Below are 21729 nucleotides of genomic sequence, written 5' to 3'. Positions count from 1 at the left end.
CGCAGGCATGCTCCACCCTCAGGTGACGGCGGCGGCGAAACTTCGCCGCCGCCCTACTGCCGAGCAGCTCGCGGCCAGCGCCTACGACCAGCTTCTCGCCGCCCGTACGGCGATGGAGGAGTCCAACGAGGCGGAGACCGGCCCGGCGCTGCCGCTGCCGGTCGTCGCCGACCTGGACGCCGACGGTGTGCCCTGCCGTCTCTACGCCACCCGCGCCGACGCGCCGCTCTTCGTCTACCTGCACGGTGGCGGCTGGTGTTACGGCAGCATCGAGACCGTTGACCGGTTCTGCCGCCGGGTCGCCGACCGGTCCGGCTGCGCGGTGCTGTCGGTGGGGTACCGGCTAGCACCGGAACACGTGCACCCGGCCGCGCTCGACGACGCCGCGACAGTGCTCGGCCACGTCCGCAAGAACGGCTCGGAGCTGGGCGTCGACCCGTCACGGCTGGCGATCGGCGGCGACAGTGCCGGCGGCCAGCTGGCCACGGTCACCGCGCGCCGGCAGCGGGACGCCGCCACCCCGCTGGACTTCCAGGCGCTGATCTACCCGGCCCTCGACCCGCTCACCTCGGCCGAGTCCTACGACGAGCTCGGCGAGTACGGCCTCGACCGCGCCTCGATGAAGCTGGCCTGGGAGACCTACGTCCCGGACCCGCGGCAGCGGCTCACCCCGGACGTGGCGCCGCTGGCGGTCGCCGACCTGTCCGGCATGCCGCCCACCCTGATCATCACGGCCGAGTACGACGCGCTCCGCGACGAGGGCGCCGACTACGCGGACGCGTTGATCAGTGCCGGGGTGCCGGTGGTGCACACCCGGTACATGGGCGTGAACCACGGCTTCGCCCGCAAGATCGCCACCATCGACGCGGCCCGGGCCGTGGCCGATCAGGTGGCTGCCGCGCTGCGTGCGGCGCTCACGTTCTGAGCAGGTCGCACGCACGGCCGGCTGGTGCCGGCGGCTGCCTCAACCGCCTTGAGGCAGCCGTGAGCACCAGCCGGGGAGGTGACTGGTCGGCTGGTGCTCAGCCGGCCAGGATCAGCTCGAAGTCGTAGCCGAAGAACAGGCCGGTCTCCACCACGCCGGGCATCTGCTTGAGCCGGGTGTGCGCGTCCTCGCCGATCTCGCTGAACCGCAGGTCCAGGGTCAGGTTGCCGCGCTCGGTGATCACCGGGCCGTCCTTGCCGCCGGCGGCGCGCAGGGTGACCTCCTCCAGACCGGGGAAGCCCTCGAGCTTCTCGAAGGTCAGGCTGAGCGCGGCCGGGTCGATCTCCACCGGCGCCGCGAAGTTCTGCCCGAGCCGGTCCACGATCTTGGACTGGTCGACCACGATGAACGCCTTCGGCGCCGCGGACATCATCAGCTTCTCCTGATAGAGCGCACCGCCCCGGCCCTTGATCAGCCGCTTGTGGTCGTCGACCTCGTCGGCGCCGTCGAAGCACCAGTCCGGGCGGGCGTCGTTCAGCGTGGTGATCCGCAGCCCGAGCGCGGAGCAGGCGTTCGCCACCTCGATCGAGGTCGGGATCGCGGTGAAGGAGAGACCCTCCTTCTCGGCGCGCGCGGCGAGGGCCTGCAGGGTGAGGAAGCTCGTCGAACCGGAGCCGATCCCGACCGTCTGCCCGTCCTGAAGCTCGGCCGCGAGCTGCGCGGCGGCCTCCCGCTTGGCTTCCTCGTTCTTGATGACACCTGACCAGGTCAGGCCATTGGGGCGGTTCTTCCACTGCATGGGCTAGTCAACCGTTTCCAGGATCCTGCGGCCGGTGGTCCACCACATCGTAGTGTCCGGGCATTGTGGTCGCGCAGCTTCTACCGGCGTGGCAATTCCTCGCGCGGCAGCCAGTTGCGCCGCACGATCACCAGGTCCCGGTCGGCGGCGGCCAGGTCCTCGTCACTCGGCCGGGCGGCGTCCCGGGCCCGGAGCGCGGCACCGACGCTGACCTGCGACGACCCGGATCCGACGAGGCCGCGCAGGCCGCGTTCGACCTCGCGGTCCTCGGTGTTGCCGCCGCCGTTGCCGGCGGTCCGCTTCGGCGGTGGCGGTCCGGCGGGCCGCACCGGCCGGGCGGGCGCCGACGCGGGCGGCGCGGGCACCGGCACACCCGGGCCGGCCGGCGCGGCGGGGATCGGCACTGCCGGGCCGGCCGGTGCGGCCGGGATCGGCACTGCCGGGCCGGTGGGCGGGGTGGGGACGGGTGCCGCCGGGCTGGTGGGCGCGGTCGGGATCGGTGCGCGAGGGACCGGCGTCGCCGGGGGAGCCGGGGGAGGCGTGGGCACCGGCGCCGGGGCCGCCGGGATGTCGTCCGCACCCGAGGAGGGACGTACACGCCGCCGGCGGCGTTCGGGCTCAGCCATGATCCCGACGGTACCCGCCCGTCCGCTCAGAAGACCTCGGTGACGCTCGGCGGGCGGTGCCAGCCGAACGCCGCACTCGGATCATTGTCGGACAGCTGGTGGACACGGCCGGCCGCCGCGAGGGTGGCCAGCGAGGTGCCACCCAGGTAGGCCGCGCCGAGATCGGTCACCGGGCAGGCCAGGTCGGCCGGGTCGCCGGTCCGGACGCAGGTCGCACCGTCCGGCCCGCCGGTCAGCCGCCAGCGCCCGGCGTTCGCCGGCAGGATCGGGTCGTCGACCTCGAGCACCACGTCGACAGCGGTCAGGTAGCGCCGGGCGGCCAGCGCGGCGGGCAGGTCCACCAGCCGGACGAAGAGCGCGTCCATCTTCCGTGCGCCCAGCCGTCGCGGCTCGTCCACCAGGAACTGCAGCGGCTCGTCGACGGCGCCCAGCTTGTAGGACACGGTCCGGGTCAGGTCGATGCCGAGCAGGAAGCGCCAGAGCGCCTGGTACGTCACCGGATCACCGGCGACCACCTCACCGACCTGCACCTCGCCGTCCGGGCCGTGGTCGGTCCAGCCGCCCTTGACCCGCCAGAGCGCGTACCCGGCCGGGCCGGTGGGTCCGTCCAGGAGCACCGCGTGCTGCCGGGTGGCGCCGTCGCGCTGGTCCTTCGGATCGGCCAGGACGTACCGCCACCAGTTGTCGTCGCGGTCGGACCAGCCGACCCGGCCGGGGCGCACCCGGTCGTACACCTGGCGGAGCTCGCCGAGCAGGTCGGCCGGCGATCCCATCCGCAGCCGGGCGGGCGGGCCGGGCGGCGGGGCGGGCAGCCGGACCTCCTGGTTCATGATCGAGAACTTGTGGCGGAAGGCGGCCGGGCCGTACCCGAACCGGGGGTAGATCGAGGTCTCGCTGGCCCACAGCACGGCGAGCGGCTCCCGCCCGGCCTCGGCGATGTCGATCAGCTGGCGGTGCATCAGCGCGGTCAGCAGGCCGCGCCGCCGGTGCGTGGGCCGGACCCCGACGCTGGAGATGTGCGCGGCCGGCAGCTCACCGCCGGGCACGCCCAGGCGGCGGCCGAACGCGAGTGCGTGCCCGGCCATCAGCCCGGCGTCGTCGGCGACCAGGGACCGCTCCGGTTCGAAGACCGCCTCCTCGGCGTCCCGCGCCTCGCCCTCGAACTCGTCGTGGAACACCAGGCCCAGAAGGTCCCAGACCGCCGGGAAATCCTCGGCCGTGCCCTGCCGGAGTCGTATCGCGGAATCCATGGAGCTTGTGTAACGGACTGCCGTGTCGCGGGCCACCTATTTGCGGCGTCGTTACTCTCGAAGGCAGGTGGCTGATCAGCCACCTGATCGAGAGGGGAATCATGCCGGAGCAACCGCAGTGGTCGGAGCGGACGCTCGACATGCCGCCGCAGGACCCGTGGGCGGAGCCGCCGACGCAGCCCGCGCCCGCCGTTCCGCGGTCCGGCGAGCCGACGCGTGTCCAGACGCCGAACCACCCGCCCACCCGGGTGCAGGCGCCGGACCACCAGCACACCCAGGTCCAGACGCCGCACGCGCCGACCTCGCCGGCGCCGCAGAACGCGCCGCAGTCGCCGTTCAGCCAGGGCCGGGCCCAGGTCACGCCGCGCACGCCGCAGCAGCACGACAACACCGCCCAGCACGAGCCGACCGGCACCGGCTGGCCCGGCGCCGGCGCGCCCCGCACGCAGCACAGCCTCGGCTGGCACGTCCGCCAGCTGCGCCGCGGCGGCGAGTGGAGCACCGCCGCGGTGCTGTTCACGTTCGTCTGCTGGGGCATCTGGGCGCTCTCCGGCGGCGGCTCACTGACCACCCCGGTGGTGGTGTTCGTGGTGACGCTGCTGGTGGCCGCGGGTGTCTTCGCGCTCGCCCGGCTGGTCGGCCGGACGGTGCTGGAGCGGCAGATGGGCCGCACCCGGCACACCGCCCGGGGCTCGCACATGGTGGTGGGCGTGTTCCTGGTCGGCGCCGGGTTCACCTTCCTGCAGCAGACCGCCTGGGTGATGGACGCGGTGAACTGGGTGAAGAGCCTGTTCGTCTGACCCGGCGGCTCACGTGCGGGGTTCGGAGACGTGCGCGGTGACGATGCGCCAGCCCTCGGGCCGGCGCACCCACGCCTGGGTCTGCCGGCCCAGCACGTCCGAGCCGGGGTAGCCGAACAGGGTGGTCACGACCGCGGTGCTCAGGCCGTACGAAATGATCTGGGTCTCCTTGAGGGCGCGGCCCGGCGGCAACGGGCCTTGCGCGCGCCGCCACCTCTCCTGTTCTTCGATGCCCACCTGTTGATCGGCGATGCCGAAGCGGACCGCCTCCGGTGCGAAGCAGCTCAGGATCTTCTCGACGTCGTTCGCCACGAGCGCCCGCTCATAGGCCTCGAAGGCTGCGGTGACCTCGGCGATCACCTCGGGCCGGTCGCGCTCCATGCGATGTCCTCTCGTCCGATGACGGCCCGGCGGGCAGCCGGGCCGTCCACGCGGTCAGGCTGCCGGTACGGTCTCGCGGCCGGTCGGCGCCTCCTCCGGGTCCTCGCCGGGCTCCGGGACGCGCGGTGCGGGCCGGGTCAGCGCGAAGAGCACGCAGACCACGGTCAGGAACAGGTAGCCGAGTGCGACCTGCCCGTTCGCGTTGAACTGCACCTTCGGGGCGTGGATCAGGCCGACGAAGGTGAGCGCCGCACCGGTCCCGGAGAAGATCGCGGCGTGCCAGAAACGCTTGTCGATGATGAACACCACGATCGCGCCGAGCACCAGACCGGCCAGGATGGCGCCCTCGCCGAGCGTCTTCAGCCCGTCGTAGACCACACCGGCGCCGGTCAGCGCGTCGTTGCCGACCTGTGCCGCGGTGGTGCCGGCCGCGGCGAGCGCGTTGTCCATCTGCCCGGTGGCCCACTGGGCGATGTTCGGCACCAGCGCGGCGACCACCGCGGCGGCGTGCGCCCGGGGCGTCGCCTGGAACGCCTGCGCCCCGATCAGCAGGCCGATGTAGAGCAGGATCGGCACGATCGCGGCGGTCGGGAAGATCGCGCCGAGCAGTCCGAACAGGCCGAAGAAGCAGAGCAGCGCGATCACCACGCCGGTGGCCATCGAGTACCCGGTGCGGCCGCCGGCCGCCTTCCAGCCCGGGTGACCGACGTAGACGGCCGGCGGGAACGGTGAGCCGAGGCACGAGCCGATCACCGCGCCGGCCCCGTCGGCCAGCAGCACGCTGCGCAGGTTGTACCGGTCGCCGGCGGTGGCCGCGCTCTCCACGTTGGTCATCGCCTCGGTGAAGTTGTAGACGCCCAGCGGGATCGCGGTGGCCAGCAGCGGCGCCATGTCGGTCAGGCCGTCGATCAACAGGTCGAACTTCAGGTGCGGGAAGGCGAACGCGATGTCCTTCGCGGCGGCGGTCACGTCCGGCACGCTCATCACCCCGCCGATCCAGCCGATCGCGGTGCCGGCCAGCAGCGCGACCAGGCCGATCGGCAGGTTGAACGGCAGTTTCACGTCGGTGAGCAGGCCGATCAGCAGCAGCCCGAAGACCGGCAGGGCGATCCAGGCGGCCTTCCACATGTTGCCGGCCGGGTTCATCGAGATGAAGGTGATCGAGATGCCGGCCAGGGTGCCGAGCAGCGCGGCCCGCGGCGCGTACTTGCGGATGTACGGCCCGACGAACGCGCCGATCAGCACGATCACGCCGATGATGAACGCCCAGGCGATGCCGGCCGTCCACGCCTTCACCGGGTCCTTGGTGGTCAGGTAGATCGGCAGCATGATCACGAAGATCACGATGAACATGTGCGGGACGCTCGGCCCGTACGGCATCGCCGTGACGTCGGTGCGGTTCTCCCGCACGGCCAGCTTGCGAGCCAGGTACGTGTAGTAGACGTTGCCGCCGACCAGGGCGATGCCGAGCGCCGGGAGGATCACCCCGAACACGTCACCGGCCGGCAACTTGATCACGCCGAGGCAGAGACCGGTCAGGGTGAGCACGTTGACCAGGACGTTGACGCCGAAGCCGAAGAAGGCGTTGGTGTCGCCGCGGACCCAGTAGGCAGGTTTCACCGCGCTGGTGGCAGGTGTCATCGCGTGATCTCCTCGATCAGGGCGGACGATTCCGCGACCCAGCCGAAGATCCCGCCCTGTGCGGCGATCATCTGCAGGCCGACGCGCTGGAACTCGGGGAAGTAGGAGCCGACACAGTCGGCGAGCACCAGGCACTCGTAACCGCGGTCGTTCGCCTCGCGGACCGTGGTGTGCACGCAGACCTCGGTGGTCACCCCGGTGACGACCAGGGAGGTGATGCCGTCGTTCTCGAGGATCTTGGCGAGATCGGTGGCGTAGAACGCGCCCTTGCCGGGCTTGTCGACGACGTCCTCGCCCTCGACGGGTGCGAGTTCGTCGACGATGTCGTGGCCGTACTCGCCACGGATCAGGACCCGGCCGAAGCGACCCGCCTGGCCGATCATCGGCCCGCGCCGGAGCTTGGCCGGCGGGCAGTCGGACAGGTCGGGCAGGTGGCCCTCGCGGGTGTGGATGACCTTCCACCCGGCCGCTCGCCAGGCCGCCAGCAGCGCGGTCAGCGGCTCGATGGTGCGCCGCAGCTGCGCGACGTCGTTGCCCAGGCTCTCGCCGAAGCCGCCGGGGAGCAGGAAATCGCGCTGCATGTCGATGACCAGCAGCGCGGTGCTGTTCTTCGCGAAGGTGAACGGGGTGGGTGATGCCTCAACGGTCGGCACGGCTCAGACCTCCATCGCGGCGATGACGTCTTCGGACGTCGCCACGCAGCCGAAGACGCCGCCCTGCATGGTGACCATGTGCAGCGCCGCGACGTGGTTGCCCGGGTCGGTGGCGCCGGTGCAGTCGCTCAGGATCAGGCACTCGTAGCCGCGGTCGTTCGCCTCGCGCATCGTGGTGTGCACGCAGACGTCGGTGGTGATGCCGGTCAGGATCAGATGGGTGATCCCGTGGGTGCGCAGCACCAGGTCGAGGTTGGTGGCGTAGAACGCGCCCTTGCCGGGCTTGTCGACGATCACCTCGCCGGGCGCCGGTGCGACCTCGGGCACGATCTCCCAGCCCGGCTCGCCCTTGATCAGGATGCGGCCGCACGGGCCCGGGCCGCCGATCTCGGCGCCGATCCGGGCCGAGCGCCAGCGCTTGTTGGCCGGCAGGTCGGACAGGTCCGGGTCGTGGCCCTCTCGGGTGTGGATGACGAGCATGCCCAGGTCGCGGACGTGCTGGAGAAGTTTGGCGGTGGCCGGGAGCCCGGCGCGGGTGAGCTCGATGTCGTAGCCCATCGCGTCGACGTAGCCGCCCGGCCCGCAGAAGTCGGTCTGCCAGTCGATGCAGAGCAGCGCGGTGCGGTCCACCGGTACCGCGCCGTCGTAGGGCCAGGGGTAGGGGTCGGCCGGCACCGGCCCGATCGTCGCAGTCATGACTGTCGTCCCTTCGACGGCCTGCTGTCAGAAAGCCATGCCGTCGATTGTCGACAGTTCTGTTTCGAGGGATCCCACGTCGTGTAACGGGGTGATTTCCCGGAGTGATCTAGCGGTTCCGTGTTTGTCAGCGCGTCAGGTAGGTGCGAGCCCCGTGCGCGCTCAGCGCGGTCAGGATCTCGGTGGCGTCGCCCCGCTCGACCGCGGCGAAGAGCCGCTCGTGGCGCAGCACCCCGTCCTCGGCCCGGGCCACCTCGGCCTCGCGGCGCATGTTCACCGCCATGTAGAGCTGGATCTTCACGAGGACCGTCTCGTAGAGCGCGGTGAGCTGACGGTTGCCGCTGAGCGCGACCACCTCGACGTGGAAACGGCGGTGCGCGTTGGCCAGCTCCAGCCGGTCGTCCTGATCGGTCGCCGCCCGGATGACGTCCAGTGCGGAGCGCAGCCCGGCCAGGTCGGCGCCGGTGGGCCGGCTGGTGACGGCGTGGCGTTCCAGGATGTCGCGGATCTCGTACAGTTCGCCCACGTCGGCGTCGGAGAGGGTCGCCACCCGCGCGCCGCGCCGCGGGATGTGCTCGACCAGGCCCTGCTCGGCCAGCAGTCGCATGGCCTCGCGCAGCGGCGCCCGGCTGATGCCGAGCCGCTTGGTCAACTGCTCCTCGACCAGCCGCTCACCCGGGTCGGTGCGCCCGCTCAGGATGTCGCGCCGCAACCGGTCGACGGCGAGCTCGACGAGACTGTACGCCGCCAACTCCCCGTCACTCACGCGGTCAAGTCTGTCAGCCGCCGCTCTCACCCACTGTGGCGGCCGTGCTGCTCGGGCTCGTCCCGCTCGTCGAGCGCGCGCCGCCTGTCCCGCCGGGCCAGCCAGATCGCCGTGCCGCTCATCGATACGCCCAGCCCGAGAACGGCGAACCAGAACACGGCCATGGGTCGGACGCTAGCAAAATCGGACGGTGGGAGCGGTCCCGCCAGGACCGCTCCGCCCGTTTACTTGCCGGCCAGGATCGAGCCGGTCTCCAGCAGCGACTTGAGATCGCTGAGGACCCAGGCCCAGCCGCCGCCACCCTCGGCGCCGGCGTCCGGGTTGCCCTGCACCATGGCCGCGTGCGCCGGCGCGCCGGTCAGCTCGTGCGTGATGGTGACCCGGCAGACGCCCGGCCCGGAGTCCTCGATGTCCCAGGTCAGCGTGGTGTACGGCTCGGCCGCGGTGCCCGGGTCCATCAGCATCTTCCAGGTCTGCACCAGCCGGCGCGGCGCGTCCGCCTCGAGCACCTCGCCCTCGACGACGATGTCGGCCATCTCGAACCCGTTCGCCTTCGCGTAGTCCTTCATCTCCTGGCTGGCGACCGCCTGGTACTGGCCGCCCTTCTGCAGGTCGTAGGTCTGCGGGGTGCCGTAGCCGTAGCGCTTGTTCCACTCCGGGTCGGTGAGCGCCTCCCAGATCTTCTCCGGAGCCGCCTTGATCCAGATGCGGAACACCTTGGTGTCGCTCATGACTCTTCCTCCAGCGTGTGCTTGAGATCGATGAGAGTGGTGATCTGGTGCTCGGTGTACTTGTCGATCCACCGGTCGTGGATCTGGCGGATCGGCACCGGGTTGAGGAAGTGCAACTTCTCCCGGCCCGATCGGCGGGTGACGACGAGTCCCGCCTCCTCGAGCACCCGCAGGTGCTTGGCGACGCCGAAGCGCGTCATCGCCAGCGCGGACTCCAGCTCGGTGAGCGTGCGGCCGTCCCGGGCGAAGAGCAGGTCGAGCAGGAAGCGACGGCTCGGGTCGGCCAGGGCCTTGAACACCCGATCGTCGTCGGTCATGACGCTAAGTTATGTGACTAATAGGTCACCTGTCAACGAGGGTCCGAGAATGTCGTACCACTCCCGTAGGCTCCGCCGCGGCGAAGTCGTAGCGCAGAGGTCGTCGCGCCTTGGCATCGAGCAGGAGGACGCCGGTTCGAATCCGGCCGGCTTCGCCACCTGGACCTTTTCGTTCGGTGGGATGGTGGCCGATGGACGAGACCCCCGCCGTGCGGTGCCCGGCGATCAGCGACCCGGAGAGCGGCCTGGCCGCGCCGGCCGACTTCGACGGGCTGCTGCGCCGGCTCGCGTCACCCGAACCGGTGGTCGCGGTCGAGGAGTTCGCCCGCGGCCTGGTCCGTCCGGACGGCCGGGTCGATCTCTGCAAGCAGGGCGTCGGCCCGGAGCAGGCGACCCGGCTGGTCCGGACCGCGGTCGCCTCACCGCACGCGACCCATTTGCTGTTGGGTACGAACGGACTCGGCACCCCTGGCGTCCAGGCGGTCGCCGACGCGCTCGTCCCCGGCCACGGTCTCAGCACCGTCTACCTCGGCTGCAACCGGATCGACGCGGAGGGCGCGGCCGCGCTCGCCGACCGGCTCCGCACCGACCGGGACGTGCGCGCCCTCTGGCTCAAGCGCAACCCGATCGGCGACGCCGGGGTGGCCCGGCTGGCCGCGGCGCTGGCCGGCAACACCACGCTGCGCACCCTCGACCTGGTCAACACCGGGCTCACCGCGGCCGGGCTGGAGCACCTGGCCGACGCGCTGGCCGCCCGCCCGCCGGTGATGCAGCGGCTGTTCCTGGGCGCCAACGGGCTGCGCGCCGCGGCGGTGCCGGTGCTGCTGCGACTGGTCCGCGACGGCGGCGTCCGCGAGCTCTACCTCGCGGTCAACCACCTCGGCGACGACGGCGCGGCCGCGCTCGCCGAGGGCCTGGCCGGCCTCGGCATGACGCTCGGGCTGGGCGGCAACGGGATCACCGACGTGGCGCCGCTGGCCGCGAATCTGCGCGACTGGGTCGCCCTCGACCTGGCCCGGCCGCCGTCCGAGCGGGCCCTCGGCGGCCGGCCCAACGAGGTCGGCGACACCGGTGCCGGGCTGCTGGCCGCCGCGCTGCCGGGCAGTGCCCTGCGCCGTCTCGACCTGCGGTTCACCGGCGTGACCGGCCGGGGCGCGCGGGTGCTGCTGGCCGCCGCCGGGCAGCTGGAGCACCTCGGCCTCAACGGCGGGGTGCCCCGGCGGATGCGCCGGCAGTCACCCCGCTCGGTGACACCGCCGCACACCGACCTCGGCGCGATCGCGAGCGTGTACCGATGAGCCTGGCCGAGTGGGAGCGGATCCGGCGGTACGCCGTACCGGCCCGGATGATCACGGAGTGCACCGCGGCCCGGGAGCGCGGCGACTGGGCGGCGGCCTGCGCGGCCGGCGACGTCGACGTCACCTTCGACGCCGCGTCGCTCGCCGGGCGGTTCGGCCCCGATGTCGCGGCCACGCTGCTCGACATGCTCGCCGGGTTCGCGCCCGACCTGCTGCGCTGGCACCTGCCCCGGGCTCTCGGCGGCTATTCGACGCTGGCCACCGACGTGCTCTATCTGCTGGCACCGGACGGCCCGGTCGACCTCGAGACGGTGCTGCTCACGGTCCGCAGCCCGCAGTCGGTGCTGGGCTCGCAACGGCTCATGCTCGGCACCGGCCGGCCCGCCGACCTGGTGCCGGTGGACGCGGAACACCTGCCGGTGCCACCGATCCGGCTGGCACCGCACCACTGGGACGCCCGGCGGGCCGGTGAGCTGCGCGCCACGGTGAGCGGGCCTGCTCGGACCGCGGCCGGCGGCAATCTCCCGGCCGGGGGCGAGGGGCCGCGCACGGCCACCGACCGGACCGAGGGGCCGCGCACGCCCACCGACCTGGGCGAGACCTGGCACGCTGCCGGCCTGCCGATCAGCCACGAGGAGGCCGTTCGGCTGTTCATCGACGATCATTTCCGGCTGATCGATCCGTACGCCCTGGTGACCGAGGCCCGGCGGGTCGCCGCCCAGTTCGGCCAGCGGACCCTGACGCTGACCGGCTGGCTGGACCGCCGCCAGATCCTGCGCCTGGACGTCGACGGCGACGTGGTGACGGCCACCGCTCAGCAGGTGAACTGGGACGGCTACACGGAGGTGCGCCGCCTTCCGCACCTGTCGCCCCGCCTGCTGCGCTTCCCACCCGATCTCGACCTGGTCCGGCACGGCCGGCTCCCGGCCGGCGCGCTGCACCCGCTGATCCGCTCGGCCCTGTTCCCCGGCACCCCGGCCGCTCCGCCGGCTGAGCCGGCCGACCGGGCGGTGTTCACCCGGGTCCGCTGCCACGGGGAGTGGCACGTGATCGACCACCGGGACGGGCGGCTCCACCTGCCCGCGCACACCGCCGCCGAGGCGCAGCGGGAACGCGCCCTGCGCGCGTTCGGCGGCCCGGTGTCCGGCTGCTTCGCCGCGGCGCAGGCCTGGACCGGGATGTCCGGCCGGCTCCCGAAACGGCTGCGCGACCACCGGCGGGACCTGTGGCTGCGGATGGTGCACGGCGGCACCCGGGTGGTCCTCGAGCTGCTCGACGGCGGGATGGACCCGGGTGTCCGGGACGGCCGCGGGCGCACGCTGCTGCACCGGTTGCGCTCGTTCGACCACACCCGCCTGCTGCCCCGGCTCCTCGAGGCCGGTCTGGACGTCAACGACCGGGACAAGGAGGGCAGCACCCCGCTCTATCTCGCGGTGGTCAACCTCTGGCCGCCCGAGCTGATCATCGCGCTGGTCGACGCCGGCGCCGACCCGCGGATGCCCAACCAGGACGACGTGTCGGTACTCGACTACCTCGACGACATGCTGGCCTACCTCGAGCCGAAGGACCAGCGCGGCCCGGCGTTCCACACCGCGATCGAGTACCTGAAGGAGCACGCATGACAACCGGGCTGGACGCCGCCGACGAGCTGCTGAGCCGGATCCGCACCACCCGGACCGAGCCGGCCACCGACCAGCGGGTGGCCGCCCTCGCCCTGGTCGTCGCCGCGAACCTGCCGGTGCTGCTCTGGGGTGAGCCGGGCATCGGCAAGTCGGCGACGCTCACCCAGCTCGCCGAGGGGCTCGGCGCGCCGATGGAGACCGTGATCGCCAGCGTGCACGAGCCGTCCGACTTCGCCGGCCTGCCGATCGTCGGCGACGACCCGGCGGTCCAGGGCGTGCCGATGGCGCCACCCGACTGGGCGGTCCGGCTGTCCCGGGCCGGCCGCGGCATCCTGTTCTTCGACGAGCTGTCCTCGGCGCCGCCCGCCGTGCAGGCCGCCCTGCTCCGGGTGGTGCTGGAACGCCGGGTGGGCAGCCTGACCCTGCCACCGGCGGTGCGGATCGTCGCGGCCGCGAACCCGCCGGCCAGCGCCGCGGACGGCTGGCACCTCAGCCCGCCGCTGGCCAACCGCTTCGTCCACCTGCATTGGACGTACGACCCCCGGGTGGTCGCCCGGGGCCTGGCCGGGGTCTGGCCGCAGGTGGACGTGCCGGCCATCGTCCCGGCTCGCGCGGCCGGTGCGCTGGCCCGCGCCCGGGGCGTGATCGCCGGGTTCCTCACCGCCCGGCCCGGCCTGACCCATCACCTGCCGTCCGACGCCGAGGCCCGCGGTGGCGCCTGGCCCTCGCCGCGCACCTGGGACATGGCCCTGCGCCTGCTGGTCTTCCATTTCTGTACGGACACCGGCCGGGACGCGCTGACCACCGCACTGATCGGCGCGGTCGGTGACGGTGCGGGGCTGGAGCTGGCGACGTATCTGCACGAGCTCGACCTGCCCGACCCGGAGCGGGTGCTGGCCGACCCGGAGGCGTTCGCGCTGCCCGACCGCGGGGACCGGCAACTCGCCTTCCTCACCGCCGTGGTGGCCGCGATCGAGGCGTCGGTGACCCGGGAACGCTGGGAGGCCGGCTGGGTGGTGCTGGCGAAAGCGGTCGACGCCGGTGTGCCGGACGTGGCCGCCCGGGCCGCGTTCGACCTGGCCCGGATGCGGCAACCGGCGTGGCCGGTGCCGCCCGCGATCGACGCGTTCGTCGAGGTGCTCAGCGCGTCCGGGATGTTGACCGGTGGCGCCTGAGCACCGCGAGCTGGACCGGACCAAGTTGCTCGGCGCGCGGCTGCGGGCGGCGGGGGAGCAGCCCTACCTGGCTTCCGCGCTCTACAGCCTGACCGTGGTGCCGACCACCGCGGTGTCCACGATGGCCGTCGACCGGCACTGGCGCTGCTACGTCTCACCGGAGTTCGTCGACGCCATCCCGGTCGCCGCGCTCGCCGCGGTCTGGGTCCACGAGGTGGCCCATCTGCTGCGTGACCATCACGGCCGGGCCGAGCTGGTCCCGCCGGCGCTGCGCCGCGACCACCACCGGATCAACATCGCCCAGGACTGCGAGATCAACGACGACATCGCCGGGCTGCCGGCCGGTGCGCTGCGACCGGCGACGTTCGGCCTGCCGCCCGGCCGGTTGTTCGAGGAGTACCTGCCGTCGATCCCGCCCACCCTGCACCACCCGCAGTGCGGCTCCGGCGCGCACGGGCAGCCGATGCCGTGGGAGTCCGCGGACGCGCCCCAGGTCAGCGTGGTCGAGGCGGCCGCGATCCGGCGGCAGACCGCGCAGGCCGTCACGGCCCGGGCGACCGGCCGCGGCAGCGTGCCGGCCGGGTGGCGGCGCTGGGCCGACGAGATCCTGGAACCGGTGGTGGACTGGCGGCGGGCGCTGGCCGGCGCGGTCCGGGAGGCGGCGTCCTGGGCGTCCGGCGCGGTCGACTACACCTACCAGCGGCCGTCCCGCCGGGGCGCGGCCGTGCCCGGGGTGGTGCTGCCCCGCCTGCGCCGCCCGATGGCCCGGGTCGCGGTGGTGGTCGACACGTCCGGCTCGATGGGCGACGGTGAGCTGCGGGCGGTGCTCGCCGAGCTGGCCGGCGTGCTGCGCACCGTCGGCATCGGCCGGGAGCGGGTCGCGGTGCTCTCCTGCGACGCGGATGTCCACACCGTCCGGCGGGTCGCGGCCATCGGTGAGGTGGTGCTGGAGGGCGGCGGCGGCACCGACATGCGGGTCGGTATCGAGCACGCTTTACGCGCCCAGCTGAAACCGAACATCGTGGTGGTGTTCACCGACGGGGAGACACCGTGGCCGGAGAAGGCACCCGGACAGGCCCGGGTGGTGGCCGGCCTGGTCGGCCGCAACCCGCCGGCGCCACCGCCCTGGATCGAGTCGATCCGGATTCCCGAGGGCCTGTGAAACACCCTGGACAACCCCGTGAAACACCCCGGAAAAGCAGTCAGCCCAGCTCTGTGAGCTGGGCTGATGCGTTTCGAGCGGGCGACGAGAATCGAACTCGCGTAGTCAGTTTGGAAGACTGAAGCTCTACCATTGAGCTACGCCCGCAAGGCCCCGGAATCCCGAGGTCTCGTGCACAGCTTACTGAATCACCCACCGTCTGTGCGAACCGGATTCCCCCGCAGGTGACTCCAGCGCACACACGAGTAAGCAGACCGCATACACTGGCCGACGCCACGGGGTGTGGCGCAGCTTGGTAGCGCACTCGCTTTGGGAGCGAGGGGCCGTGGGTTCAAATCCCGCCACCCCGACTGATTTCAACTACCCGCGCAACAAGGAGTACGCCTGTGAAGAGCACCGTCGAGACTCTGAGCCCGACTCGGGTGAAGCTCGCCATCGAGGTGCCGTTCGACGAGCTCAAGCCGAGCCTGCAGAAGGCGTACCGGGAGATCGGCGCGCAGGTTCAGGTGCCGGGCTTCCGTCGTGGCAAGGTCCCGTCCGCGGTTGTGGACCAGCGTGTCGGCCGTGGAGCGGTCCTGAACGAGGCTGTTCAGGAGGCGATTCCGCAGCAGATCCTCGCCGCGGTCCAGGAGCACGACGTCAAGACGCTGGGTCGCCCCGAGGTCGAGATCACCGAGTTCGCCGACAACGCGCCGCTGAAGTTCACGGCCGAGGTCGACGTCCGTCCCGAGATCACCGTCCCGGAGCTGGCCGGCATCACCGTCGAGGTCCCGGCTGTCGCGATCGGCGACAACGAGATCGATGAGCAGATCAACGGCCTGCGCGAGCGGTTCGCCACGCTGAAGACCGTCGAGCGCGCCGCGGCCGAGGGCGACTACGTCCAGCTCGACCTGAACGCCACCGTCGACGGCGAAGAGGTGCCGGGTGGCTCGGCCACCAACATCTCCCACGAGGTCGGCAGCAAGCAGTTGCTCCCCGGTCTGGACGAGGTGCTGGTCGGCCTGTCCGCCGGTGACGAGACCACCTTCACCACCCAGCTCGTCGGCGGCGACTTCGCCGGCAACGACGCCGAGGTGAAGGTCATCGTCCGGACCGTCAAGGACAAGCAGCTCCCCGAGATCGACGACGAGTTCGCCCAGCTGGCGAGCGAGTTCGACACCCTGGAGGAACTGCGCGGCGACCTGCGCGAGCGGCTCACCAAGGCCAAGAAGGTCGAGCAGATCTACGCGGCCCGCGACGAGGCTCTCAAGCAGCTCGTCCAGGCCGCCGAGATCCCGGCTCCGGAAGGCGTCGTCAAGGACGAGGTCGAGGGCCGCAAGCAGGCGATGACCGATCAGCTCGAGAAGATCGGCGCTTCCCTGCAGGACTACCTCGCCTCCGAGGACAAGACCGAGGAGCAGATCGACCAGGAGCTGACCGAGGCCGCCGAAGAGGGCGTCCGGATCCAGCTGCTGCTCGACACCATCGCTGACGCCGAGGACGTCCAGGTCAGCGACGACGAGTTCGGTCACGAGATCGTGCACCGGGCGCAGCGCGCCCAGATGCAGCCGCAGCAGTACTACGACCAGCTGGTCCGGTCGGGCGCCGCGGCGGCCGTCTTCGGTGACGTGCGCCGGGGCAAGGCCCTCGCGTCGGTCATGGAGCAGGTCACGATGAAGGACAGCGACGGCAACACGCTCTCCCTGGACGACCTGCGGGCCGCCAGCGAGGACGAGCACGCGGGTCACAACCACTGACCTGAGACAGGCATGGACCGGCCACCGCGCACCGCTCACGGTGCGCGGTGGCCGGTGCCGTTTCAGGCGTACGTCCGGGGCCGGTGCGCTGTCAGCGAACACCTGCCCGAGCGGGAAGCTGTTGCGCATCCGACCGGTTAGGTTGGTCGTACGACGGACAACCGGCCGGCCGGACACCGGCCGACACAGCAAGCTGTGAAGGGCTGCCATGACCGATCTCCACACTCCCGACGGGCCCGTGTCGCGGCGCGGCGCCTCCACCCTGAGTGGCAACCTCGACGACTCGGTCTTCAACCGCCTGCTGCGTGAGCGGATCATCTTCCTCGGCAGCGAGGTCTCCGATGCGGTCGCCAACCGCATCTGTGCGCAGCTGCTGCTGCTCTCCGCGGAGGACCCGGAGGCGGACATCCACCTGTGGATCAACTCGCCCGGCGGCTCTGTCTACTCGGGCATGGCCATCTACGACACGATGCAGTTCATCGACAACGACGTGTCCACCGTCGCGATGGGCATGGCCGCCTCGATGGGGCAGTTCCTGCTCTGCGCGGGCGCGGCCGGCAAGCGGTATGCCCTGCCGCACGCCCGCATCATGATGCACCAGCCCTCCGGCGGGATGGGCGGCACCGCCGCGGACATCGCCATCCAGGCGGAGCAGATGCTGTACACCAAGCGCATGTTCCAGGAGCGGATCGCGTTTCACACCGGTCAGACCCAGGAGCAGATCGCCGAAGACTTCGACCGCGACCGCTGGTTCACGGCAGACGCGGCGAAGGACTACGGCTTCATCGACAAGGTGATCACCGGGGCCGTGCAGGTCCCGGACGGTGCCGGAACGCTGAACTGAGGAGCTGAACCATGACCGACCTTTCCATGCCTCCCGGGTTCGCTCCGGTGCACAACCGCTATGTGCTGCCCTCGTTCTCCGAGCGCACCTCGTGGGGCATCAAGGAGTCGAACCCGTACAACAAGATGTTCGAGGACCGGATCATCTTCCTCGGCGTTCAGGTGGACGACGCGTCGGCCAACGACGTGATGGCCCAGCTGCTGACGCTGGAGAGCACCGACCCGGATCGCGACATCACGATGTACATCAACTCACCCGGTGGCTCGTTCACCGCCATGACGGCGATCTACGACACCATGCAGTATGTCCGTCCCGACATCAGCACGGTCTGCCTGGGCCAGGCGGCCAGCGCGGCCGCGGTGCTGCTGGCGGCCGGTACGCCGGGCAAGCGGATGGCGCTCCCGCACTCGCGGATCATCATCCACCAGCCGGCCACCGAGGGCGGCTACGGCCAGGGCTCGGACATCGAGATCCAGGCCCGCGAGATCATGCGGATGCGGACCCAGCTCGAAGAGATGCTGGCCCGTCACTCCGGCCAGACCGTCGAGAAGGTCCGCAAGGACATCGACCGCGACAAGATCATGACCGCGGCGGAGACCAAGGAGTACGGCCTGGTCGACACGGTCCTGGTCAGCCGTAAGAAGAGCCTGCAGGCCGTCGGCTCCGGCAGCTGACGTACGCGCTGTCAGGGGCCTGGCCGGTCCGACTAGACTGGCCGGTCCCTGACACGCCCGTTTTGGGGGGTCGGAGAACAGCCCCTTTGCGGGTAACGTCGAGCCAGCATCCTCAGTTACGCGGGTCGGCAGACGATGAGATGGCAACGAGGCAATCAGTCCTCGGAAACGGACTGGCTGGTGGCCGGTCGTTGAGCGGCAGGGAGAACGTAGGTGGCACGGATCGGTGACGGCGGCGACCTACTCAAGTGCTCCTTCTGTGGGAAGTCACAGAAGCAGGTCAAAAAGCTCATCGCGGGCCCAGGGGTCTACATCTGCGATGAGTGCATTGATCTCTGCAACGAGATCATTGAGGAGGAGTTGGCCGAGACCGGCGAGGTGAAGTGGGAAGAGCTTCCCAAGCCGATGGAGATCTGCCAGTTCCTGGACACCTACGTGGTGGGCCAGGAGCAGGCGAAGAAGGCTCTCGCTGTCGCGGTCTACAACCACTACAAGCGGATCCAGGCCGAGTCGAGCGGCGCTCCCGGCGGCGGTAGCGACGTCGAGGTGGCCAAGTCCAACATCATGCTCATCGGCCCCACCGGCTGCGGTAAGACGCACCTCGCGCAGACCCTGGCGCGGATGCTGAACGTGCCGTTCGCCATCGCGGATGCCACGGCGCTCACCGAAGCCGGCTATGTCGGCGAGGACGTCGAGAACATCCTGCTCAAGCTGATCCAGGCGGCTGACTACGACGTCAAGCGCGCCGAGCAGGGCATCATCTACATCGACGAGGTCGACAAGATCGCTCGGAAGAGCGAGAACCCGTCGATCACCCGGGACGTCTCCGGCGAGGGCGTGCAGCAGGCCCTGCTGAAGATCCTCGAGGGCACGGTGGCGAACGTTCCGCCGCAGGGCGGCCGTAAGCACCCGCACCAGGAGTTCATCCAGATCGACACGACGAACGTGCTGTTCATCGTGGGTGGCGCGTTCGCCGGGCTGGACCGGATCATCGAACAGCGCGTCGGCCAGAGCGGGGTCGGCTTCGGCGCCCGGCTGCGGTCGATCTCGGAGCGGAACACCGACGACATCTTCAGCAAGGTGATGCCCGAGGACATGCTGAAGTTCGGCCTGATCCCCGAGTTCATCGGTCGTCTCCCGGTGATCACCACGGTCCGCAACCTCGACCGCGAAGCCCTCATCAAGATCCTCACCGAACCCCGCAACGCCTACGTCAAGCAGTACCAGCGTCTCTTCGAGCTGGACGGCGTGGAGCTGGAGTTCGACGAGGGTGCCCTGGAGGCGATCGCCGACCAGGCAATGCTCCGCGGCACCGGCGCTCGTGGCCTCCGCGCCATCATGGAAGAGGTCCTCCTCTCCGTGATGTACGAGGTGCCCAGCAACCCGGACGCGGCCCGCGTGGTGATCAACCGTGCGGTGGTGCTGGAGAACGTGAATCCGACAATCGTCCCGCGCGAGTTCGTCGGCCGTCGCCGGCACGCCCGTGAGGAGAAGTCGGCCTGACCGGTTCTCGCGATCTGGCGAGCATCCTCGTCGGCATCGAACACGGCGACCGGCACGTGCCGGATCCGTGGCTTGAGATCGTGCCACCACCGTCGCCCGACCGGGCGGCGGTGGTGTCGTTTCCGGGCCACATCGTCGTCGCCGCCGACGTCGAGCCCGCCTGGGCGGAAAAACTCGCTGGTGAGGATTTCGCCGCCCCCAGCGGGCCGCGTTTCCTCACTGCGCTGGAGGACCGGTTCGAGCTGTGCGCCGGCGCCCTCGACGTGTCGTTGCTGGCGACCCCGCTGCCGGGTGACCCGCCGCTCCGGCTCACTCCCCTCGACACCAGTTCTCATCCCCGTGCCCTGCGCGCCCACCGCTACCGTGCCGACGTCCGGGTGTGGGAGTCCGAGCACGGCTTGCTGATCGTCGGGCGCGGGCTTGCCGGGCGCTGGGAGGTCGCTTTCGAGGTGGATCCCGCGGCGCAGGGGAGGGGCCATGGCCGCCTGCTGGCCACGGCGGCCCGGCACCTGATCCCGGAGGCCCGCCCGATCTGGGCGCAGTGCGCTCCGGGCAACGCAGCCAGCCTGCGCACGCTGCTGAACGCCGGCTACCACCCGGTCGGCTCCGAGGTGCTGCTGATGCCGGCCGAGGTCGGCTGGTAGACGCCGGTCGGTGACCGGGGGCCGGCTGACGACGTACGCTCGCATCTATGCGCGTCGCCGTGTGCCAGCTGAACTCTCGCGAAGACCGTGCCCACAATCTCTCCGTCGCCCGCTCGTTGCTCGAGCGTGCCGCCGCAGGCGGCGCCGAGCTCGCGGTCCTGCCGGAGTACGTGGATTTCCTCGGTCGCGCGGCCGACGCGCCGAAACCCGAGCCGGTCGACGGCGAGTTCGCCGAGTTCTTCGCCGCGGCCGCCCGCGAGATGGGCATCTGGGTGCACGCCGGCTCGTTCCACGAGACCGGTCCGGATGACACCCGCACCTTCAACACCACGCTGGTGTTCCGGCCCGACGGTTCGCTCGCCGCGACCTATCGCAAGATCCATCTGTACGACGTGGAGATCGCCGGCCGCGTCTCCTACCAGGAGTCGCGCACCGTGGCACCGGGGGAGCAGACGGTCGTCACCGAGATCGGTGGGGTGCCGACCGGGCTGAGCATCTGTTACGACCTGAGGTTCCCCGAGTTGTACCGGCGACTGGCGGTGGCCGGCGCGCGGATCCTGGTGGTGCCCGCGGCGTTCATGCTGCACACCGGGCGGGACCACTGGGAGGTGCTGCTCCGGGCCCGGGCGATCGAGAACCAGTGTTACGTGCTGGCCGCCGGTCAGATCGGTGACCACGAGCCGGGGCGGACCTGCTTCGGCCGCAGCATGATCATCGACCCGTGGGGCACCGTGCTCGCTCAGGCGCCGGACGCCGAGGGGATCACCGTCGCCGACCTGGACCTGGGCCGGCTGGAGACGATCCGGGAAGAGCTGCCGAGCCTGGCGAACCGTCGTCTGTGAGCGAATGTATCCGGGGTCACAGAGTCTGGATCAGGTAACTCACCACGGCGAGTCCGACCACCGCAGACCCGACCAGGAGCAGCGCGCCGCCCATCCGGGTGGGGCCGCGCAGGAACAGCTTCCGGACCGAGACAACCACGGTGACCAGCACAAGTACGCCGATCACCAGCTGCCAGAGCGGCACCAGCAAGCCGAGAAACGCGTCGACCGCCAGCGTCTCGGATGCGTCCATGAGGCCACTCTGTCACGGTTTCCTTTCGCTGTGTGCCACCGTGCGACAGACAATGCGCACGGTCATCGATTTGCGGTCCGGGCGATCAGTCAAGTAATTTCTTCTCTGCAAGCGAGAAACCGGTACGGACAGCCACGAAAGTGACAATCCGGATCGCGGCCTCGGGAGCAACTGGAGCGAGCTAGGCTTGCTGCAGAGCCGGGCGGAGCAGCACAGATCCAGAACATTGGATTTGCCACCGCGACACCGACCGGGTAGAGTGACTCAGCCAGCAGGAGCCGGGCAAGACGAAAGTCGGCCGGTCTGCGTGAGCCACTTTCCACAGACTCTCCGCCTCGAGCGGATGTCGATGTGGAAGAACTTGGGCGAGGCCGATCAGATCCCCGGATTTGGTCGAGCGGAAACGACCAGG

General features: G+C 71.0%; 24 protein-coding genes and 3 tRNA genes. 14 read left to right on the top strand and 13 right to left on the bottom strand.

What is annotated here, in order from left to right; translation table 11 throughout:
- Positions 1–7 precede the first annotated feature (7 nt).
- Positions 8–925: an alpha/beta hydrolase gene (locus Apa02nite_RS47635; RefSeq protein ID WP_203831050.1), complete on the top strand. Its 918-nt coding sequence runs from the start codon at positions 8–10 to the stop codon at positions 923–925.
- Positions 926–1022: 97 nt separating this feature from the next.
- Here Apa02nite_RS47635 and rpiA read toward each other — a convergent pair whose 3' ends face one another.
- From rpiA to Apa02nite_RS47620, 3 genes are all read right to left on the bottom strand, one after another.
- Complete coding sequence (gene rpiA, locus Apa02nite_RS47630) at positions 1023–1724, bottom strand: ribose 5-phosphate isomerase A (RefSeq protein ID WP_203831049.1); 702 nt, start codon at positions 1722–1724, stop codon at positions 1023–1025.
- Between the two features lie 80 nt (positions 1725–1804).
- On the bottom strand, positions 1805–2095 hold the full coding sequence (locus Apa02nite_RS51745; RefSeq protein WP_373873104.1) for a hypothetical protein: 291 nt from the start codon (positions 2093–2095) through the stop codon (positions 1805–1807).
- Positions 2096–2376: 281 nt separating this feature from the next.
- Positions 2377–3600, bottom strand: coding sequence for a GNAT family N-acetyltransferase (locus Apa02nite_RS47620; RefSeq protein ID WP_203831048.1), 1224 nt, complete (start codon positions 3598–3600; stop codon positions 2377–2379).
- 101 nt (positions 3601–3701) lie between these two features.
- Here Apa02nite_RS47620 and Apa02nite_RS47615 point away from each other — a divergent pair, with 101 nt between their 5' ends.
- On the top strand, positions 3702–4400 hold the full coding sequence (locus Apa02nite_RS47615) for a DNA-directed RNA polymerase II (protein WP_203831047.1): 699 nt from the start codon (positions 3702–3704) through the stop codon (positions 4398–4400).
- A gap of 9 nt (positions 4401–4409) precedes the next feature.
- On the opposite strand, the gene Apa02nite_RS47610 is transcribed toward Apa02nite_RS47615, so the two are convergent.
- The 8 genes from Apa02nite_RS47610 to Apa02nite_RS47575 all read right to left on the bottom strand — a co-directional run bounded on the left by Apa02nite_RS47610 (position 4410) and on the right by Apa02nite_RS47575 (position 9585).
- Entirely contained in the window at positions 4410–4781 is a 372-nt protein-coding gene (locus Apa02nite_RS47610) for an AtzH-like domain-containing protein (RefSeq protein ID WP_203831046.1), read from the bottom strand.
- Between the two features lie 54 nt (positions 4782–4835).
- The gene (locus Apa02nite_RS47605; protein WP_203831045.1) at positions 4836–6422 is read right to left on the bottom strand and encodes a SulP family inorganic anion transporter; all 1587 of its coding nucleotides are present in this window, start codon (positions 6420–6422) and stop codon (positions 4836–4838) included.
- On the bottom strand, positions 6419–7075 hold the full coding sequence (locus tag Apa02nite_RS47600; RefSeq protein ID WP_203831044.1) for a cysteine hydrolase family protein: 657 nt from the start codon (positions 7073–7075) through the stop codon (positions 6419–6421). The genes Apa02nite_RS47605 and Apa02nite_RS47600 overlap by 4 nt, the downstream gene beginning before the upstream one ends.
- Before the next feature lie 3 nt (positions 7076–7078).
- On the bottom strand, positions 7079–7771 hold the full coding sequence (gene biuH / locus Apa02nite_RS47595) for a biuret amidohydrolase (protein ID WP_203831043.1): 693 nt from the start codon (positions 7769–7771) through the stop codon (positions 7079–7081).
- Positions 7772–7898: 127 nt separating this feature from the next.
- The gene (locus tag Apa02nite_RS47590) at positions 7899–8537 is read right to left on the bottom strand and encodes a GntR family transcriptional regulator (RefSeq protein WP_067705397.1); all 639 of its coding nucleotides are present in this window, start codon (positions 8535–8537) and stop codon (positions 7899–7901) included.
- Positions 8538–8563: 26 nt separating this feature from the next.
- The gene (locus tag Apa02nite_RS47585) at positions 8564–8701 is read right to left on the bottom strand and encodes a hypothetical protein (protein ID WP_203831042.1); all 138 of its coding nucleotides are present in this window, start codon (positions 8699–8701) and stop codon (positions 8564–8566) included.
- Positions 8702–8761: 60 nt separating this feature from the next.
- Positions 8762–9268 (bottom strand): SRPBCC domain-containing protein, encoded by a 507-nt coding sequence (locus Apa02nite_RS47580; protein WP_203831041.1) that lies wholly within the window; start codon positions 9266–9268, stop codon positions 8762–8764.
- On the bottom strand, positions 9265–9585 hold the full coding sequence (locus Apa02nite_RS47575; protein ID WP_203831040.1) for an ArsR/SmtB family transcription factor: 321 nt from the start codon (positions 9583–9585) through the stop codon (positions 9265–9267). The genes Apa02nite_RS47580 and Apa02nite_RS47575 overlap by 4 nt, the downstream gene beginning before the upstream one ends.
- Positions 9586–9667: 82 nt before the next feature.
- Here Apa02nite_RS47575 and Apa02nite_RS47570 point away from each other — a divergent pair.
- From Apa02nite_RS47570 to Apa02nite_RS47550, 5 genes are all read left to right on the top strand, one after another.
- Positions 9668–9743: transfer RNA gene (locus tag Apa02nite_RS47570), tRNA-OTHER, on the top strand.
- Positions 9744–9776: 33 nt separating this feature from the next.
- The gene (locus Apa02nite_RS47565) at positions 9777–10883 is read left to right on the top strand and encodes a leucine-rich repeat domain-containing protein (RefSeq protein WP_203831039.1); all 1107 of its coding nucleotides are present in this window, start codon (positions 9777–9779) and stop codon (positions 10881–10883) included.
- A complete protein-coding gene (locus Apa02nite_RS47560) occupies positions 10880–12505 on the top strand; it encodes an ankyrin repeat domain-containing protein (protein WP_203831038.1) in 1626 nt (541 codons plus the stop codon). Before Apa02nite_RS47565 ends, Apa02nite_RS47560 begins: the two co-directional genes overlap by 4 nt.
- Entirely contained in the window at positions 12502–13680 is a 1179-nt protein-coding gene (locus tag Apa02nite_RS47555) for an AAA family ATPase (RefSeq protein ID WP_067705388.1), read from the top strand. Before Apa02nite_RS47560 ends, Apa02nite_RS47555 begins: the two co-directional genes overlap by 4 nt.
- A complete protein-coding gene (locus Apa02nite_RS47550) occupies positions 13670–14842 on the top strand; it encodes a vWA domain-containing protein (protein ID WP_239165079.1) in 1173 nt (390 codons plus the stop codon). The genes Apa02nite_RS47555 and Apa02nite_RS47550 overlap by 11 nt, the downstream gene beginning before the upstream one ends.
- A 76-nt stretch (positions 14843–14918) precedes the next feature.
- On the opposite strand, the gene Apa02nite_RS47545 is transcribed toward Apa02nite_RS47550, so the two are convergent.
- Positions 14919–14989, bottom strand: a tRNA-Gly gene (locus tag Apa02nite_RS47545).
- A 129-nt stretch (positions 14990–15118) separates the two neighbouring features.
- On the opposite strand from Apa02nite_RS47545, the gene Apa02nite_RS47540 reads away from it, so the two are divergent.
- From Apa02nite_RS47540 to Apa02nite_RS47510, 7 genes are all read left to right on the top strand, one after another.
- A tRNA-Pro gene (locus Apa02nite_RS47540) sits at positions 15119–15192 on the top strand.
- A gap of 36 nt (positions 15193–15228) precedes the next feature.
- Positions 15229–16578, top strand: coding sequence for a trigger factor (tig, locus tag Apa02nite_RS47535; protein WP_067705386.1), 1350 nt, complete (start codon positions 15229–15231; stop codon positions 16576–16578).
- A 208-nt stretch (positions 16579–16786) separates the two neighbouring features.
- On the top strand, positions 16787–17422 hold the full coding sequence (locus Apa02nite_RS47530; protein ID WP_203831037.1) for a ClpP family protease: 636 nt from the start codon (positions 16787–16789) through the stop codon (positions 17420–17422).
- Between the two features lie 11 nt (positions 17423–17433).
- Positions 17434–18096, top strand: coding sequence for an ATP-dependent Clp protease proteolytic subunit (locus tag Apa02nite_RS47525; protein ID WP_067705382.1), 663 nt, complete (start codon positions 17434–17436; stop codon positions 18094–18096).
- Between the two features lie 213 nt (positions 18097–18309).
- Positions 18310–19599 carry an ATP-dependent Clp protease ATP-binding subunit ClpX gene (gene clpX, locus Apa02nite_RS47520; RefSeq protein ID WP_067705380.1) on the top strand — a complete coding sequence of 430 codons (1290 nt, stop codon included), beginning with the start codon at positions 18310–18312 and terminating at the stop codon, positions 19597–19599.
- Between the two features lie 80 nt (positions 19600–19679).
- Entirely contained in the window at positions 19680–20243 is a 564-nt protein-coding gene (locus Apa02nite_RS47515; RefSeq protein WP_232344926.1) for a GNAT family N-acetyltransferase, read from the top strand.
- A gap of 47 nt (positions 20244–20290) precedes the next feature.
- A complete protein-coding gene (locus Apa02nite_RS47510; RefSeq protein ID WP_203831036.1) occupies positions 20291–21085 on the top strand; it encodes a carbon-nitrogen hydrolase family protein in 795 nt (264 codons plus the stop codon).
- A 16-nt stretch (positions 21086–21101) separates the two neighbouring features.
- Here Apa02nite_RS47510 and Apa02nite_RS47505 read toward each other — a convergent pair whose 3' ends face one another.
- Complete coding sequence (locus tag Apa02nite_RS47505; RefSeq protein WP_067705374.1) at positions 21102–21317, bottom strand: hypothetical protein; 216 nt, start codon at positions 21315–21317, stop codon at positions 21102–21104.
- Between the last annotated feature and the right edge of the window lie 412 nt (positions 21318–21729).

The organism is Actinoplanes palleronii, assembly GCF_016862315.1.
GTDB classification, from domain to species: domain Bacteria; phylum Actinomycetota; class Actinomycetes; order Mycobacteriales; family Micromonosporaceae; genus Actinoplanes; species Actinoplanes palleronii.
Note: the sequence above shows the minus strand (reverse complement) of the source record. Positions and strands in the feature narration are given on the sequence as shown.